The sequence below is a fragment of the Colidextribacter sp. OB.20 genome (assembly GCF_009911595.1).
Lineage (GTDB): Bacteria > Bacillota > Clostridia > Oscillospirales > Oscillospiraceae > Lawsonibacter.
In genome coordinates, this window is sequence record NZ_QWKG01000025.1 from 39,525 (window position 1) to 56,801 (window position 17,277).

General features: G+C 61.3%; 10 protein-coding genes. 8 read left to right on the forward strand and 2 right to left on the reverse strand.

From position 1 onward, the window contains the following. Positions 1 to 130 precede the first annotated feature (130 nt). Together D1641_RS08080 and D1641_RS08085 are read right to left on the reverse strand one after the other, a co-directional pair. A complete protein-coding gene (locus tag D1641_RS08080; RefSeq protein WP_160664488.1) occupies positions 131 to 1,510 on the reverse strand; it encodes an ROK family protein in 1,380 nt (459 codons plus the stop codon). Positions 1,511 to 2,036: 526 nt separating this feature from the next. Beyond that, positions 2,037 to 2,579: a metallophosphoesterase gene (locus D1641_RS08085; protein WP_160664490.1), complete on the reverse strand. Its 543-nt coding sequence runs from the start codon at positions 2,577 to 2,579 to the stop codon at positions 2,037 to 2,039. Between the two features lie 361 nt (positions 2,580 to 2,940). Between D1641_RS08085 and D1641_RS08090 the strand changes: the two genes are divergently transcribed. The 8 genes from D1641_RS08090 to D1641_RS08125 form a co-directional block, all read left to right on the forward strand. Beyond that, complete coding sequence (locus D1641_RS08090) at positions 2,941 to 3,342, forward strand: hypothetical protein (protein ID WP_160664492.1); 402 nt, start codon at positions 2,941 to 2,943, stop codon at positions 3,340 to 3,342. 49 nt (positions 3,343 to 3,391) lie between these two features. Further along, positions 3,392 to 5,017 carry an AAA family ATPase gene (locus D1641_RS08095; protein WP_201757301.1) on the forward strand — a complete coding sequence of 542 codons (1,626 nt, stop codon included), beginning with the start codon at positions 3,392 to 3,394 and terminating at the stop codon, positions 5,015 to 5,017. Then, positions 5,014 to 6,483: a hypothetical protein gene (locus D1641_RS08100; RefSeq protein WP_160664494.1), complete on the forward strand. Its 1,470-nt coding sequence runs from the start codon at positions 5,014 to 5,016 to the stop codon at positions 6,481 to 6,483. The genes D1641_RS08095 and D1641_RS08100 overlap by 4 nt, the downstream gene beginning before the upstream one ends. 311 nt (positions 6,484 to 6,794) lie before the next feature. Then, positions 6,795 to 8,585 carry an AAA family ATPase gene (locus D1641_RS08105; protein ID WP_160664496.1) on the forward strand — a complete coding sequence of 597 codons (1,791 nt, stop codon included), beginning with the start codon at positions 6,795 to 6,797 and terminating at the stop codon, positions 8,583 to 8,585. A 110-nt stretch (positions 8,586 to 8,695) separates the two neighbouring features. Further along, complete coding sequence (locus D1641_RS08110; protein ID WP_160664498.1) at positions 8,696 to 11,368, forward strand: PD-(D/E)XK nuclease family protein; 2,673 nt, start codon at positions 8,696 to 8,698, stop codon at positions 11,366 to 11,368. Continuing rightward, positions 11,365 to 15,000 carry a UvrD-helicase domain-containing protein gene (locus D1641_RS08115; protein WP_160664500.1) on the forward strand — a complete coding sequence of 1,212 codons (3,636 nt, stop codon included), beginning with the start codon at positions 11,365 to 11,367 and terminating at the stop codon, positions 14,998 to 15,000. The genes D1641_RS08110 and D1641_RS08115 overlap by 4 nt, the downstream gene beginning before the upstream one ends. 72 nt (positions 15,001 to 15,072) lie before the next feature. Next, positions 15,073 to 16,410, forward strand: a complete 1,338-nt coding sequence (locus D1641_RS08120) for a WYL domain-containing protein (protein WP_160664502.1) — start codon at positions 15,073 to 15,075, stop codon at positions 16,408 to 16,410. 457 nt (positions 16,411 to 16,867) lie between these two features. Next, the coding region (locus D1641_RS08125) for a hypothetical protein (protein ID WP_160664504.1) at positions 16,868 to 17,277 on the forward strand (410 nt) is incomplete at its 3' end.

The window sequence follows — 17,277 nt, forward strand, 5'->3', positions numbered from 1 at the left end:
CGCCGCAGCGGGCAAGGCCCTTTTGCGTAGGGCGCGACGCTCTCCGGTGGACGGCGGGCCGAGTCGTCCCGCCCTACAGAGCCCGCGGGGCTGCCATATGCACGATCACGCGGGCGGGTAATACCCGCCCCTACACAATCTCCGGCAGGCTGGCGGCGGCCATGGACTGGCCCACCCGGCGGAACTTCTCGTCGGGCAGCTCGGGGACCATTTTCTCCAGCACCTCGGGGTACTCCTCGGCCAGCACCTTCTTGGCGGTGTCCAGAATCAGGTCGCCGCCCTTGCCGCTCATCACCCGGCCCAGCAGGAGGACGTGGCGGCAGCCGTAGAGCTCGTAGTAATAGGCCAGGGTGTGGCCCAGGTAGACGCCGATGGACTGATACACCTTGGCGGCCCGGGGATCGTCCTCCGCCATCAGCTTCTGGACCACCTTCAGCTTCTCCGCCGGGCTGAGACTCTCGTCCAGCTCGATCCCCGCCCGGGGGGCCAGCTTGATGACGCCGTCCTGTGAGAAGTACTTCACGCCGCAGCCGATGTCGTTGGACCACTCGTCCCGCATGGCCTCGGGCTGGGCGTCCACAGGGACGAAGGCCAGCTCGTTGAGCCAGCCGGTAATCCGGCCCTCCTCGTCCACATAGCCCACCGCCTCACTGGTGCCCATGGCAATGCCCAGCACACTGTTGTCGTTCAGACTCATGGCCCCCGCCAGAGCGGAAACGTCGCCGTCGTTGATGACGCAGTAGGGCACATCCCCGAAGGTGTCACCGATGGCCCGGATGTAGATGTCCTTGACCTTTTCGTTGTAGATTTCCTTGGGGACCTTCAAAAACAGGGAGGCGTTCATGGTTCGGTTGTTGATGAACACCCCCGCAGAGGAGACGCCCACCGCGTCCACCCGGGGCATATGCTCGGCGGCGGACTTCAAAGCGGCCACAATGCCGTCATAGTGGTAGTCGGGGTCGGAGTTGGTCTTGGGGAACCAGACCACCTCCTCGGAGTATACCGTCTCCCCGTCGATGACGGCGGACACCTTCCGGTCGCTTCCGCCGGCGTCGAAGCCGATGCGGCAGCCCTTCAAGTGACCTCCGATGGCCTTGGGGGCGTCCTTGGCGGCGGGAATCTCATCCACCAGCACCACCTCAAAGGGGTGCTCAAAGACGCTGGCCATGTAATCCCAGTCAAACTCCTGCTGTCCTCCGGCGCAGTAGACCGACCTCAGATACTCGCAGATTCCCTCGTCCCCGCTGACATAGACCTTGAAGCCGCCCTTCATCCACAAAATGGTCTTGACCAGCCGCTCGATGTAATAGCAGTCGGCCTCCTTCATCTCAGGGGTGCCGTGGATAAACGTATGGCAAGAGGCCATCTGGCCGTCCGCCCGCTCCACGGCGATGCCCACAGGCTTCTTCGCGCCCTCCAGAAAAGTGCGGTTAAAGCGCATCAGGGGAATAAAGTCCGGGTCCAGCTCCGGGATGTTTTTCAGCGCCACATTGATGCCAAATCTGTTCATAGCATTGCCTCCTTTGGGAGTGATTGTGTTGATATGGGAGATTACCACTGTAAAATTGTATCACAGTCTTGTGCAACATGCAATCCCATTCTGCCAGATAAGGCCAAAGACAATGATTGACGCTTGTGTGTTTGTTTTCATACCCCGCATAACAGCGGCATACAGTCTTGGGGAGGCGGTTTTATGAAAGGCCAGCGATTGACGATTACTGAACAGCATCCAATCCGCGCAAATTCCCCGGCCCAAACCATTAGCCAAGCTGTCTCAGCCTGGCTCAAAAGGGCGCTTCTCCAATAATATTTGCGCCAGTGCTTCAAGAATAAATATGACAGAAGTATGCTTCAGCTACTTCTGTCATATCTTTTTTGTCCAAATTCCCTGCAACGGAGTACGGATTCCCGGCGCAGGAGATGAGGCGGTCCTTTTGTACCGCCTCAGGCTGGACCTGTCGATGATGTACTTGTGGAAGAGGGGGCTCCCTCCCTTTTCAGCCGCTTAAAGGGAGTCTCGTTGGTCGTGATATGAATCAGGCTGTTTTTTCCCCCTTGAACCTTGCGTTGTTTTCCACCAGCTCCTCAAATGTGACCGGCATAAAACCGTTGATATCCACGCCCGCATTCAGCACCCGCTCCCGGGCGGCGATCAGCGGCCAGAAGTCGGCCCGCCTGTCGTTGTGGATATGCCCGTGGATCATGTAGCTGCGCGCGGAATGCTTCCAGCTCAGCAGCGGATAGTGGCACAGCGTGATCGCCCGCTTTCCGTCGGTCGTTTCGAGGAACAGGTCTGCGCTCTCAAAGTATTTTGCGGTGTCCAGTGCCGCCATCCAGGAGCCGTCGTGATTGCCGGTAATCAGGCGCTTTCTCCCCTTGAGGCGCTTTAGAATCTGTTCCGCGTTGACTGAGTGCAGGAACATGTCCCCAAGAATGTAGACGGTATCGTGGCTCCGGACCCGGCCATTCCAGTTTTTAATCAGCACCTCATCCATCTCCGCCGCGCAGGAGAAGGGGCGGCCGCAGAAGCGGATCACGTTCTCATGCCCGAAATGCGTATCCGCGGTAAAGTAGATCATCGCTGCATGCCTCCTTTCTTTTGGCAGGAACAGGATATCACAGACTGAGGCGCAAAATTTACGAGCGGAGGGGGCTTTGCCGTCGGCCGGCGGCGGCGGCATTTTGACACAGAGGCGCAGCTTTTATGCCGCACCTGTCTCCGCGTTAAAAACATTTGCAAAAGCTGTTGAAAAATCCGGGTTTTTGCAGTATTATTTTCAAAAGAGCACCATTCCCGCATTCTGTTCCAGCGGGTTTTGATGTCTTTCGTTTTTCGTAATATACCGCTGTCACTCCTCAGTCAGCTGTCACGCTCAGCTGACCGCTCAGCTCACGTATGCCCTATGTCATTTTTTGTGCACAAAAGGGAGGTAAGCATCTATGTCTATGTCGCTCATTCAGAAAAAATACGAAGCGATCCTGTCAAAATTCAAAGAAGAAATCAGCTCTAATCCGGACGCCGATTTTACTCCATACACGCAGGAGCTTATGGCGACGCTTGCGGTTGAGCTTCGCGCAAGGGAACAGCTGGGTGAAAAAAGAACGCTTAACCTGTTGCTGCTGGGCCTGTATAAGGGGAACCCCAAGAAGCTCAAGAGGGACATCACAAAGGTTATGATGACCGGCGCACCAAAGGCTGTGACCTCCCAGACTGCGCCCTCTCCCGGACTCCTGTTCCTGAACCTCTGCAGGGAATTATCTCTGCATACGAAAGAGGATTTCGCCGACATCCTCGCGGTGTGCGATCAGATCGAGGACGCTTATCGAACCTACAGCCCATAGAAGCTAAAGCTGTGCACTATATGAAAAACTTTTGAAAGGAATCACTATTATGACATGTGACCAGGCACATAACATTTTAAAAACAGCGGTAACAGATTCAGCCTTTACAGTCGGAGCACTCATAGAGAAGGTAGAAAACGATCAAGCTCTACAAGTAAAATTTGAAGATTCTGGTTATATTTCGCATTTAGACGCTATCGTCACGCTGATCATTTACGACATTAAATATGGAGATGATTATACCAATAAATCATCTGAGACTGATTATATCGAATATATCAGAAAATTCAAAAAAGATTATGTCAAAGCGCATTTCAAACCGAATTCCGGTTCAGGCATAAACGCTTTTGGAAGAAACGGTTTCAAGGCGATGCTGGACAGTGACGTCAAGGATTCAGAGAAAAAGGCTTTTTGGGGAAAATGGCGGGCTGAGTCCAGTTACCCGCACACCATAGATTTCCCAATCACTGAAATTACAAGTGTTAAGGATTTAATTCAAGAGGCTGTAAACTTTTCGTATTATTGTCATGTCGGGCCCCGCAGCAACTTCTTAGCTTACTGTAAGGATGAATTGAACATTGTACCTCCAACTTCGCCTTCGGCCAATGGCGCAAGTCCCGCCCCGGAGGAGCAGGATGTCGCGCAGACAATCATCAGCGATGCCATTGAAGCCTCCATCGAATCCGGCAAAAAGTGCGTCATCTTCACCGGCGCGCCTGGCACAGGCAAGACCTACTGCGTGGAGAGATACATGCAAGCTAAGATGGAGGGCTTTGAGAGGGGCGAGTATTTCGTGCAGTTCCACAGCTCCTATGACTACACGGATTTCGTGGAGGGACTTCGCCCGATCCGAGGCGAAAACGGCAAAATGGATTTCGTGCGTATGGACGGCATTTTCAAAGCGTTTTGCAGAAGGGTCGTGGAGCTGAATAGAAAAAGCGGCAGCCCAGAAAGTGGAGCCGCCGGGGAAGCTCCTTCGCAGGGCAGAGAAGAAGCAAGCGGCGAAAAAATGTATTATTTCGTAATTGACGAGATCAACCGGGCCGACCTGGGCCAGGTCTTTGGCGAGCTGATGTACTGCTTTGAGAAGCGCGGCGAGAAAATCGCCACGCAATACGAAAACCTTCCCGCATACAGCAAGAAGGGCGAGCTCATTCAGGACGATTACTTCAAGGACGGCTTTTACATCCCCGAAAATGTTGTGATTATCGGCACCATGAACGATATCGACCGCAGCGTGGAGACCTTCGACTTCGCCCTCCGCCGCCGCTTCGACTGGGTGGAGATCGACGCGAACACTGTGATGGGCTCCTCCCTGAAGGGCATGAGAAACAGGGGGGAAATCGAAGGGGAGATCACGCCGGAGCTTGTGAAGCGAATCAAACTGATGAACGAGAAAATTGCCGCCGAGTCCGGCTTGAGCAGCGCCTTCGCCATCGGTCCCGCCTACTTCAAGGGCTATAACGGGACGGAGGAGAAGCTGAGGGAAATCTGGCAGCGGAACATCCAGCCCATCCTGAGGGAGTACATGCGGGGCAGACAGGGCGAAAAAGCTTTTATCAGCCAATGTGAGAGGGCCCTTTTCCCGGGAAAAGAACTTGAAGCTGATTCACAGCCGGCTGAGCCGCAGGGAGGCGCAGACGCCGCAGATGCTCAACAGGGTGAGCAGGAATGAAAAAAATCACATTTTACGGAAAGGATTTTTCAAGGCTCGAGGAAGCAGAATATAGTCTTGACGGCTCGGAGAAAGCGCCCCTGACACTCGCCGGCAGCGAGAATGAATGTCTGGAATTTAATATACTGAACGCTTTTTGCAGCTCTTATGACAAGGTTCCACTGCTTTTTCCGAAAAACACGGCGCTTTTTAATAAGTACGTGGGTGTTTTCCGCATCAAGAGCCTTACATTCAGAGAGGAGACCTACGATGCAACGCTCGAAATCAGATGCCGCTTCGATACGGACAAAAAGGCGTTTTTCCTGGCGGCTATGCTGCTCTGCCTGACGAACAAGGAGCTGAATCGTTTCTGGCTAAGGCCCGAGGTAACCATCTCGTTTCATCAGGTGATGGACATCCTCCTGCTGTTTATGTTCAAAAATCAGCTGGCCGAGGCGGCGAAAAAGGGGATTTTCCGCAAATATCAGCGCTTTGAAAACAACGACGGCCGCCCCCACGGAACCATCGACATTGCACGCCATATCCGCGAAAATATGGGGCTGAATAACGGAAGAGTCGCGTATCACTACCGCGAGCTCACCGCAAACAATCCCGTCAACCGCTTAATTTGGGCTGCTTACAAGCGGCTTGGCGAAAAGTACCCCCAGCTCTGCGAGACGCACATCAATGGCAATGAAGGCGTCCACTCCACGCTGAACATACTGCAAACCGAGCTTGGCTATTCCAGAACAAGCGTGCGCAATATCGTGAATGAAAATCTGCGCCCGATCACCCACCCCTACTTTTCGGAGTATGAGGCCCTGCGGAAAACCTGTCTCAAAATCCTGCGGGATGAGAGCGTTTCGATTTTCGACGCGGAGGGCTCCGAAGAAACCGAGTCCCTCTGTGTGAACGTGACCTGGCTCTGGGAGCGGTTCCTGGAGCACCACCTCGAAAGGCTTCTGCCTCCCGGCCTGTCCCTGACAACCCAGGGCGTCAACAACCGGGGAAAGCCAATCTTCTACAAGCTGGTTGGCCAGGAATACAAGCCGGTCAACAGCTACTCCAAGCCCGATTTCGTCCTCTGGCCGGGAGAGGGGCGTGACCGCCCCATTGCGATTCTGGACGCGAAATTCAAGCGCCGCTGGAACAATTTCTTTCAGGAGGAGGACTCCTCCTTCACGGACGAGGACAGCAGCAAATGCTTCCGGGACATGGTGGTCTTTCGCTCCCCGCGGACCGGCGTTATCTTCCCCTTTCGGGAGGAGGGCGGCGAGGAGGGCCCGTATCTCAAAGAGTATCACATCGGCATCCCCATCTCCGGCGACGCCGGTCTCAGGTTCGACATGGTACGGGTGCCCGTACCCCCGGTTTGGGTGCCTGTCCCTCCGGAGGCAGAGACGAGCTTCCAGGAGTGGCACCAGCTTCTGGAGTCGTCCGTGGAGCAGGTGCTGAAAGATTATTTACAGAAAATCACCGGAGCTTAGGCGCTGTTTGAAAAATGGAAATATGCACAGTGGTGAGGAATTTTTTCGCCAGACAAACACAATTTTTCGCAGGAATACTGGATGTATTTCAAGAAAAACTGGGGCAGTATGGCGGAAAAAAGACCACCGCTTGGGCGTATTGACATTTTTCAAACAAGCCCCAGGCTGCCAGGGCCTTCCGGGCGGTTATAACGCAGCCGCGCTCCTCCGAGCCGCAGATTTTCCGAGCGGATCATTTTCCCGCTCAGAAAATTTGCGGCTCGGAGTCTGTTATGCTGGGGCCAGATCAAGACGAATGGAGGCCATCTGATATGAAAACTGCACAAGCCGCCGCCCCATCCGCTCCCGTCCCCGCCCCGCAGGTCTGCCGTCCCATCCATATCCACAGCCTCCCCGGCGTGCCTGGAAATCTGCTGCGGTACACCCCCCTGTTCCGGGAGGTCCCCCGAAGGACGCTGCGCTCCGAGCTGCGGGACGCCCCCCAGTTTCAAAGCCTCCGCCTCCGGTCCCTGCTGAAGAACACCCGGGGCAGTCTGCGGGTACTGCTTTTGGGGGAGGACAGCTACTGCACCGCCCAGGCGGCGGTGTATCTGGCATCCCTCTCCCACAGTCGGGAGAAGCTGCCGCCCGGCTGGGAGTCAGACGACTGGGGCGGAGTGGACTTCTGCGATCTGGACGAGCCGGAGGAGCCGGTCAGCCCCGATATCCTCCTCTCCCGCTCTCTGGCGGTGGTCTCTCCGGAAGCGCTGGACCCCGCCCTGGGGCAAAATAAGTCCCATAGCCCGGTGGCGGCCATTCCAGGAGAGGCTGAGCGCCCTGTGCTCAGTCTGCGCGCCCTGGCCGCCCCCGCCGTTCTCATCACCGCCGGTGACGGAAGGGTTCTCACGCCCGCCGTTCTGGAGCAGGTGAAATCCCTGGACCTCCGGAACGAGGACATGCCCTTGGACATCCTCATCGCCTTGAAGAGCAGCCAGCTGGACTCGGAGCTGCTGGAGGAGCTGCGCTTTACCTGCGGCTTCCAGGCCGCCCGGGTGGGCCGGCCGGACCAGGCCTATTACCGCCGTTTTCTCCGCCAGTGCGGCGAGGACCAGCGCCGCCCCATTGACAGGCTGGCGGACCTGGACCGGGTGATTTCCCACACCCGCCGCCTCCGGGGGGACCGTTTCTGCGAGCTGGACCTGGAGTCCCTCATCTCCTGGGCCGTCCAGCGCCGGGTCCAGCCCCCCCTCCGGACCCGGGACCTTCTCTTTCCGCCCTTTCAAATCCAGGGAGACAGCTGGAAGGAGCTGGAGCGCATGACCGGCCTGGAGGAGGTCAAGGAGAAGCTCCGCCGCCTGCTGGCCCGGGCCGTCTGGGAGAAGCGGCGCGGTCAGGCCGGGAAGCCTGTCCGGCCTATGTGCCGCAACCTGGCCTTTGCCGGACCGCCGGGGACGGGGAAGAGCGTCACCGCCCGGCTGGCCGCCCGGATTCTCCGGGAGAAGGGCTGCGGCTCCGGACGCTTTGTGGAGGCGGGACGGGAACAGCTTATCGGCACCTACCTGGGGGAGACCTCCCCCAGGATCGCGGAGCTCTTTGAGCAGGCCCGGGGCGGGGTGCTCTTCATTGACGAAGCCGGGGCTCTGCTGGGCGGAGAATACGACATCTACGCCGCTGAGGCGGTCAACGCCCTGGTGCGCCACATGGAGCTTCAGCCCGAGACCATGGTGATTTTTGCCACCTATCCCGGAGAGATGGAGCGCCTGCTGTCCTCCAACCCGGGGCTGAAAAGCCGCATCGCCCAGATCCTGAACTTCCCCGCCTATGACGACGACCAGCTCTGGGCAATTCTTCAGGGGTTTGCCAGGGAGGACGGCTGCGCCCTCCCGGAGGGGACCGGGGAGGTGTGCCGCGGTTTCTTTTCCGCCCTGCGCCGGCGGGACCCGGAGGGCTTCGGCAACGGTCGGGAGGCCCGCCGGCTGTTCCAGGGGGCGGCGGAGGAGCTGGCCCTGCGCGCCCTGGACACCGGGGAGGAGACGCTCCGCCTGGAGGATCTGAACGCCGCTGCAGAGCGGCTGCTGGCCGGGACCGGCGGCGCGGAGAGGCGGCCCATCGGGTTCCGGTGAAGAAGCCCGGCGGAAACCGGCAGAACCGCTAAATTTCTTGCTTATTTCCCCTCCCGAGTATATAATGACAACCAATGAGCGCATTTCCTGTGAAAGGAGTCAAGATACCGATGGAAAAGACCCTCACGGCCCTGAGCCGGTTTTTGCAGGCCCGCCCCGGTTTTGAGGCGGTGCTGATCGCCCCCACCCTGTCCATGGGCCGCCAGCTCCTGGAGGCCTGCGCCGCACGCTTCGGCGGGGTCCTGGGCGTCCGGGTCCACACGCCGGACACCCTGGCTCTGGAACTGTGCGGGACAGACTGCTTGGGCGTCCTCTCCCGCGACGCCGGAGCGCTGCTGCTCCTCTCTCTGCTTCGGGAGAAGGGGGCCTCCTGGCCCTTCTTCTCCGCCCTGGACACAGACCGCATAACCCTGCCCGCCGCCCGGGCGCTGTTGGACGACCTTCTGTTGCTGGAGCGGGAGGGCGTCCCCCTTCCGGCAGGACAGGAGGACCCCCGCCTGGCAGGGCTGTCCGCGCTGCTGGCGGCCTATCAGGCGGAGAAAAACCGCCGGGGCCTTTGGGGGCGGTATGACCTTTTTGCCCGTGCGGCGGGCCGCTGGAAGGAGAGGCCGCTGACCGTTCCCGCGGCGATCTGCGCCAACGTCACCGGGGAGGGGATCGTTCAGACCTTCCTGAGGGAGTTAAACGCCTTCGTGCTGCCCGTCCCCTGCGCCTGGCAGACGCCTCAGGTCCCGGCGCTCTTCCTACCCCAGACAGAGGAGGCGCCCGCCGCCCGGCTGCGCTTTGTCAAGAGCTACGGGCAGGAGAATGAGACACTGTTTCCCTTCTATGACCTGCTGGAGCGCCAAATTCCCTTTGGGCAGGCGGCCATCCTGTGCGCCGGACAGGAGACCCTGCCCCTGCTCTGGGAGCAGGCCGCCCGCCTGGGTGTACCCCTGACATTGGACGGCGGCCTCCCCCTGGAGAGGGGGAAGCTGCTGCCGCTGCTCCGGGCGCTGGCGTCGTGGTACGGCGGCGGCTGTCCGGTGGAGGGCCTGCCCGGCCTGATGGCGGGCGGGCTGGCTGTGCCCCATGGGACGGGGTTTTTGAAGTATTTGCGGAAAAACCATGTGGGCCATCAGCTCTCCCGCTATCTGGACTGCCTGGAGCGGACCAAAAAACCGCTCGACGGCAGCGCGGAGGAGGCCCTTCTGCGCGAGCATAACGAATGGATTGCGTTCTGCGCAGAGCTCAAAACCCTCTTTGAGGAGACTGCCACAGTGGAGGAGGGGCTGGCTCTGCTGCGGCCCTTCCTGCTGGAGCGGTATGTGAAGACTCTGCCCCAGATTCGGGGGCCGGAGTACGCCGCGCTCCTCTCCGCCTTGGAGAACCTGGTGGGGATCGTCCCCGGCGGGAGCTTTTCCGCACTGCTTCCCCAGCTGCTGGACGCCGCCGCCCGAACGCCCTGGCAGTCCGCCGCCCCCCGGGACGGGGCGGTCCACGCCGCGCCCCTGTCCAAGGGCGCCTTTCTGGGCCGGCCCCACACCTACATCCTGGGTCTGAGCCGGGACGCCCTCACCGCCCCGGGCCGGGAGTCCCCCCTGCTGCGGAATGAGGAGCGCCTGGCCCTGGGCCTTCCCCGCTCCGATACCGGGGCGGAGCTGCCGGCATACCACCTGGGCGCTGTCCTGGCCGCCGCCAGGGGGGAGGTCACCCTATCCTACAGCTGCTTTGATACGGAGAAGCTGCTTGCCGCTCATCCCGCGCCCGTCTATGAAGCGCTGCGGGGAACGGCCGAGCCCATGTTCTTCGGCTATCACCGGCCGGTGTCCCTCACTGGGGCGGACCGCTGGCTGGAGGGGAGTCCCGCTCCGGTGATTGCCCCGGTTGCGGAGACAGCGGGGCTTCCGGAGGACTTTGTCTTTTCCGCCTCCTCCCTGGAGGGGGCAATGCAGTGCCCCCGGCGGTTCTATTTCCAGTACATCCTCAAGATACCCCAGGTGGAAAAGACCGACCTCTCCAAGCGGAAGTGGCTGCCCGCCAACGCCTTCGGTTCGCTGGTACACGAGACCCTGGAGGACTATTTCGACCGCTTGATTGAGACGAAGGCCCCGCCGGACCTGGAGGAGGTCTGGGCGGCGCATCTGGCGGCCTATGAGCCGATCTGGCCCTGCGCCGACCCGGCCCTCCGGGAGCGGGAGGCCCGGCGGGCGAAGGACTGCGTCCTCAGCGCCGTCCGCCATTTCCAGCACAGCCAGGCGGGCAACGCCCCTCTGGCCACGGAGCTGACCTTCGGGCGAAAGGCGGTCAAGGTCCAGCCCTATTCGCTGCCGGAGCAGTTTACGCTCCAGCTGGACGAGGAGATGTCCTTCCCCTTCACCGGCTCCATCGACCGGCTGGACCGGCTTCCCAACGGCGAGGGGCTGGCGATCCTGGACTATAAGACCGGGAGGATCAGCACCTTTCTCAGGGAGGCCGACAGCAAGCTGCAGTATTATCTGTACGCCAAAGCGGCGGAACAGCTGGGGCTCGGGCAGGTAAGGCAGGCGGTCTACCTCTTTTTGACCCCTGCCGGCGTCCAGCCTGTGCCCTGTCCCGACCCCGGTGAGGATGCCGAGCGGCTGGACCGGGTGAAGGCCCTGGTCAAGCTCCTGCGTGGGGGCGGGGCCGCGGACATCGCCCAGCCCGTCTGGCAGGGCGACGTGCCCATATGCTATGCCGGTGACAAGGACCGGCAGAAACGTTTGAATGCTTGCGCCATCTACTGCCCCTACGCGGCGCTCTGTCAGGAGGTGTGTCCATGAACGCAGACGAACAAGCCCTCCGAACACGTCTGGAGGAACGAGATTTTCAGCGCAGCTTTCTGGTGGAGGCCGGGGCGGGGGCCGGAAAGTCCCACACCATCTGCCAGCGCATTCTCCACCAGCTTTTGGCCGGCCAGGACCCCGGGACCATCGCCGCCATTACCTTTACGGAAAAGGCCGCCCTGGAGATCCAGGAGAAGCTGGACCGGCAGGCTCTGGACTATGACAGGACCCACGGAACCGGCCTTGCGGCCCTGACGGCCAAGGTCCACATCTCCACCATTCACAGCTTCTGCCAGACAGCCCTGAGGCTGTTCCCCCTGGAGACCGGAGGGGAGCTGCAGGTCCTCCCGGACGACAGCCGCCGGGCGAGGGACTTCTTCCGGGCCTGGACCGCCCGGGACGAGGACGGAGCTTCGTCCGTCTTCGAGGCCTTCGGCGGCGCGGTCCGGACGCTGGAGGACACCTTCGCCGCAATGGCGGGGGAGGGCCACGTGCCCGCCCGCCCCGCCGCGGCGGATGTGAAAGCCCATCAGTCAGCGCTGGACCGCTTGACGGACAGGGCCCACCAGGCGCTGCAAAAGCATCTGCTGCCCCACAGCGGGTTGTTTGCCTGCCTGCCGGAGGAGCTGCGTCAGGCGGCGGGGGCCCAGTCCCTCACGCCGGAGCTGTCCGCCGCCCTGCGGCGGACCCTGAAGGCAGCCTGGAAGGTGCAGACCTCCCGTCCCAAGCGGCTGCGGACCCTCTTTTTTACCGAGGATTCCTATGTCAGCGCCTGGCTGGAGGAATACATAGAGGCCAGCAAGCAGCACAGTCAAAGGATGGATCCCACCCGGCTGGGGAAGGTCCCGCCCATCTTCGCCGCCATGGACGCCTTCCAGGCCGAGCTGGACAAAGACAGTCCCGCTCCCTCTCCGGCTGAGGCGCTCCTGCAGGCGGAGAGGCTCCTGGGCTATGACCTGGCGCTGAACGTTCTGGCCCCCGCCCTGGAGGCGTATCTTGCGGAGCGGGACCGGGCGGGCCTTGTGACCTTCTCCGGCCTGCTGACCCGGACCCGGGATCTGGTGCGGGACAACCCCGCCGCCCGGGCGCTGCTCCACCGGCGGTATCAGGTGTTCTATGTGGACGAGTTTCAGGACACCGACCCGGTGCAGGCGGAGCTTCTGTTCCTCATCACCGACCAGGGCGGAACAGAGACGGACTGGAAGCGCTGCCACCCCACGCCGGGGAGTCTCTTTCTCGTAGGGGACCCCAAGCAGGCCATCTACCGCTTTCGAGGGGCGGATCTGGGCGTATACAAGCAGATCAGGGACCTGTTTACCAACGCTCCTTCTCCCGTGGGGGAGGTGGTATGCCTCCGGGCCAACTTCCGCAGCGCCCCCGAGATCTGCTCCTTCGTGGATCGGGTTTTTGCCCCTAAGGACGAAAAAACCGGGAATATTCTCACCCCTGCTCAGCAGGCAGAGAACCGGAAGAACAAGACGGTGACCGAGTTTTTGGATGACGGAGCCTATCAGGCCCCCTACATCCCCATGGAGGCCCAGCAGAAGCGCCTGGGCCGGGGGGCCGTGTTCTCCTATGAGAGCTTCTACCACTGGATGAGCAGGGAGAGGCATGTGGCCACGTTCATTCAGCAGGCCGTAGCAAGGGGCTTCACCCTTCCGGATCGGGATGGAAACCCCGTCCCGGTCCGCTATAGAGATTTTCTGATCCTCACCTGGAGAAAGAGCACTGCCGGGGCGTATCTGAATGCCCTGACCAAGCTGGGCGTCCCCGTGTCCTTCAGCGGAAGCCGTTCTCTGGCGAAGAGTCCCCAGATGAAGCGGCTGGCAGCGTGGCTGCAATGGCTTCTGGATCCTGGGGATGAAATCGCCCTTCTGGCGGTGCTGATGGACTGCTTTGGCCTGAGGAACCTTGAGAGCGTCCGTCGGCTGAAGGCCGCATCGCCCTATCCCCTGACGGCGCTGGCAGGCTGGAGAGAAAAGCGGGACGAGGTAACCGATCCCGCGCTGAAGCCCCTTCTTGACTCCCTGGCGGAGATGGACGCCGTCCGGGCAGACTGCCGCACCCTGCCCCCCATGGCCTTTTTGGAGAAGCTGGCGGAGGAGCGGCTGTTCCGAACGGAGGATGCCGCTGACCCCCAGGAGAGGGAGCGGCAGTACGGCGACGTGCGCCTGCTTTTGAGCCAGCTGCGTCAGCACGGGGATTTCCCCGCCCTGGCCCGGGCTGCTCTGACCCTGTGCCAGGGTGCGGTGGAGCGGGAGCTGCCCCTTACCCCGTCGCCGGACGCCGTGCGGGTGATGAATCTCCACAAGGCCAAGGGCCTGGAGGGGAAAATCGTCATCCTGGCCCCGGATGACCGGGCAAACATTCCGCCCCACAAGGCCGGGGACATCTATCCCATCTTCCAGACCTACGCCTATGGAAACAGTACCCTGCTCTACGCCCCCAAGGAGTGGCGCGAGAAGGAGAAGGAGGAGAAGGACTGTCTGGCGGCGGAGTGGGTACGGCTTAACTATGTGGCCGCCACCCGGGCGGAGCAGCTGCTGCTGATTGCCGGGGGTAAAGTGAAGCAGAAGAAGAAATCCTGCTGGGATGCCATGGCGGGTAAGGCCCCTCGGGCTTCCCTTCGAAACCCGCAGTGGGGACGTTTTATTGCGCTTCTGGTGGTTTCTGTCCAATGGTTTCTTCGAGTGTTTGGTGATGAAGAGGCAGGAAATTCTGCCGGGCCTGCGCTGCATTGCGCAGCCCAGCCGGAGTCCGCTTTGGCCGCAGGCCTTGTGCCGCAGGATTTGACGGACAGCCGGGAGAGCCGAATCCTGGCCCAGAGCATCCCTGCCTCCCTCCACGCCAGCCCCAGCACCCTGGACAAATCCCACCCGGTCCCCCGCTCTCCGGACCCGGAGGAACCGCCGGAGGATTCCCCCGCCCCGGTCCCGGAGGAGGGGCCGGAGGGGCCTGCGGCGCCGGCGCGGGAGGAAAACGCCCCCCGCGGGGCGGACTGGGGCACCGCCGTCCATCGGGCTATGGAGCTGTGCGTATCCCAAAAGGCGTGGGACGCAGAGGCGGCCCGGCCCCTCATCGCCCAGGCCTTGCGGGAGACGCTCCCACCCCTCTCCCGGATGACTGGGACACAGAAAAGGCTGCTCTTCGGCGGCGAGCTGCCCGAAAGCGACGGGGCAGGCGCCGGGCTCCTCGCCGGGCAGCTGGAAGAGGCTATCTCCTTCTGGTTCGACGAAAATTCCCCCCTCCGCCGCCTGACCGGGGCGGGGACCTGTTACTGCGAGCTCCCCTTCCACCTGACGCTGTCCCGGGAGGACGAGAGCTGGCGCTTTCTTCGGGACCGGCTGGACTGCCGGGAGGACTTTGCAGGGAGCATCCACGTCTCCGGCATCCTGGACCTGGCCATCCTCACGGAGGAGGGCTGGCACATCGTGGACTACAAGACCGACCGGCTCCGGCCCGGGGAGGAGGCTGCAGCCTACCGCCGCCGCCTTGCCGGGGAGTACGAGGCCCAGCTGAACGCCTACACCCGGATTCTCTCCAGGCTGTCCGGGAAGGCGGTCCTGGACGCCCGGCTGTGCGCCATCCCACTGGGAGGCGAGTGGATTCCTGTTTCCAAGGGTCTGTAGCGGTCCAGAGGCCCGGCGGGGGCGTTTTGCCGTCGCCTCCACCATCTACAAAACGCAGGGAGGTCTTACGCTATGGGAAAACGCGGTTCAGTGCCCAAAAAGCCATACAGCAACTCCTTCCGCAGCCTCCAGGCCATCTGGGAGGTCCTGCGCAGGTACGCCAGCCGGGAGAGCCCTCTGACCGTGAGGGAAATCTACGGCCATCTGAAGGATATTGAGTCAGACCCGGACATGCGCCCTTCCCTGGACACCCTGGAACGCATCTTCCCCCAGGGACGGGACCTGATGGGCCGGCTGTTCCTGGCCCGGGTTTTGGAGGAGGGGGAACCGCCCCCGGCTGAGTCCTGGCTGGGAGAGGACGGCCTGCACATCTCGGTGGAGACCCCGGACGGCCGGGTGCTGGCCCGGGAGGGCCTGACGGTCCAGGCCTCCCGGGAGCCCTTCCAGGCCCCCTCCTACTCCACGGTGAACAAAATGCTCTCCCAGGGCATCCCCTTCGACCTGGACACCTTCCCCCTCCGCCTGCGCTGTGTGGCCCAGGTCCCGGGGAAGCGGGGACGGAAGCGGACGATCCCCTATGAGGATTGGGAGGACAGCCTTGCCGATGACCGGGCCGTGAAAAACAACAACGTCCCCCGGCGGTACTACCTGGAGGACGCTCTCAGCAACGCGGAGTGGCGGCTGTTCTCCGACCTGATTCTGGTCTACCCCTTCCTCTCGGAGAAGCAGACCCAGCGCTTCCTCGCTGTTTTAAACCGCCTTCACCCCAGAACCGTCCCCGTTCCAAGGCGCTACGCCTATAAGCGGAGCAGCGGGCTCCAGATGGAGATTATCGCGAAGCTGGACGAGGCCATCCGAACAAAGCGGAAGGTCCGCATTCTCTACGGTGAGCACCGGCTGGAATACTCCGGCGGCACCTGGCAGCCCGTTCTCCGCAGGCGGGAGAAAAACGGGGAGCTGGACGTGGAGCCCTACGCTCTGATGTGGTCCAACGGGAACTATTACCTGGTAGTCCGGCACCGGGGCATGATGAACCTCCGGGCGGACCGCATTATGGCTGTGGAGCTTTTAGAGGACAGGTTTCTCCGCCCTCCGGACTTCGATCCGGTGCACCACCGCAACAGCTGTCCGGTGATGTATCCCGGGGAGGAAAAATTTGTCCGTCTCCGGTGCCGAACCGGCCTGCTCAACACTCTGCTGGACTTCTTCGGCGACCTGCCCCAGTACAGAAAGCCGGAAACCGGCCCTGACGGGGCCGAGACAACCGAGGTCACCATGTCCATCGCCCCCGCCGGGGTGAAGCTCTTCGCCCTTCAATACGCCGGGAGCGTGGAGGTGCTGGAGCCCAAGGCCCTCCGGGAGGAGATCGCCCAGGCTCTGGAGGCGGCGGCAAAAAAATACCGCTCTTAAAATTTACACCGCCTGCGGGAGAATGTGAGAAGCCTATCGGTTGTGCCGGCACAGCTGATAGGCTTTCCACAACGCTGCGGGTCCGCGCTGTTCCCATACTGCCCTCCAGGCAGGGGACGGACGTGTGGGTTGGACGCGGCCTGCAATCGCTCCGCATAAGGGAAAATCCTCGTACTCTCAACGAATACGAGGATTTTTTGTGGTTTGAGCGACTGGCTTCAAACCTGTGCCAGCCTCTTTATGTAGGATTCTTATATTTTTGATAAATAGCATATACATCAAAATTCCAAAAGCCCGGGGTCCAGTCTATGACAAATTGAGCAGAGGAGTTCCAGAAAGAACCCGCCAGCTGGCAGGCACATAAACTGCTCCGAGGGCCGCACTGGTAAGGAAGCTCTCCTGCTGTTGTGCCGGCGCATTCCTGGCGCGCGCCCTCATTCAGAAAGGAGATTGTTTTATGTCTCTGCCCAGCTTTCCCAACATTGACCCGCCGATCCAGCGGGAAAACGCAGTCAATCAGATTCTCTCCTCTATCGCCATGGAGGAGCTCGGCCTGAGTCACATTCTCAACGCCGAGGGTGAGAAGCTGCAATATATTCTTGGCACCCTGCCCGGCCTCAGCGGTCCTGCCGCTGCCGTGGAAGACGTGCTGTCCGCTAACGAGAGCGTCCGGAACCTGCTGAAAACCGCTGTGCAAAACCAGCTCTTCCTGAAGGCCAAAATGCAGGGGGCGCTGGAGGCATCTCCCATGCAGGGTCCCGCCGGACCTGACGGCCCCGCCGGACCCACCGGAGCTGCCGGAGCCACTGGCGCCACCGGCGCGGACGGTCCCACTGGAGCCGCCGGAGCTGCCGGAGCCACTGGCGC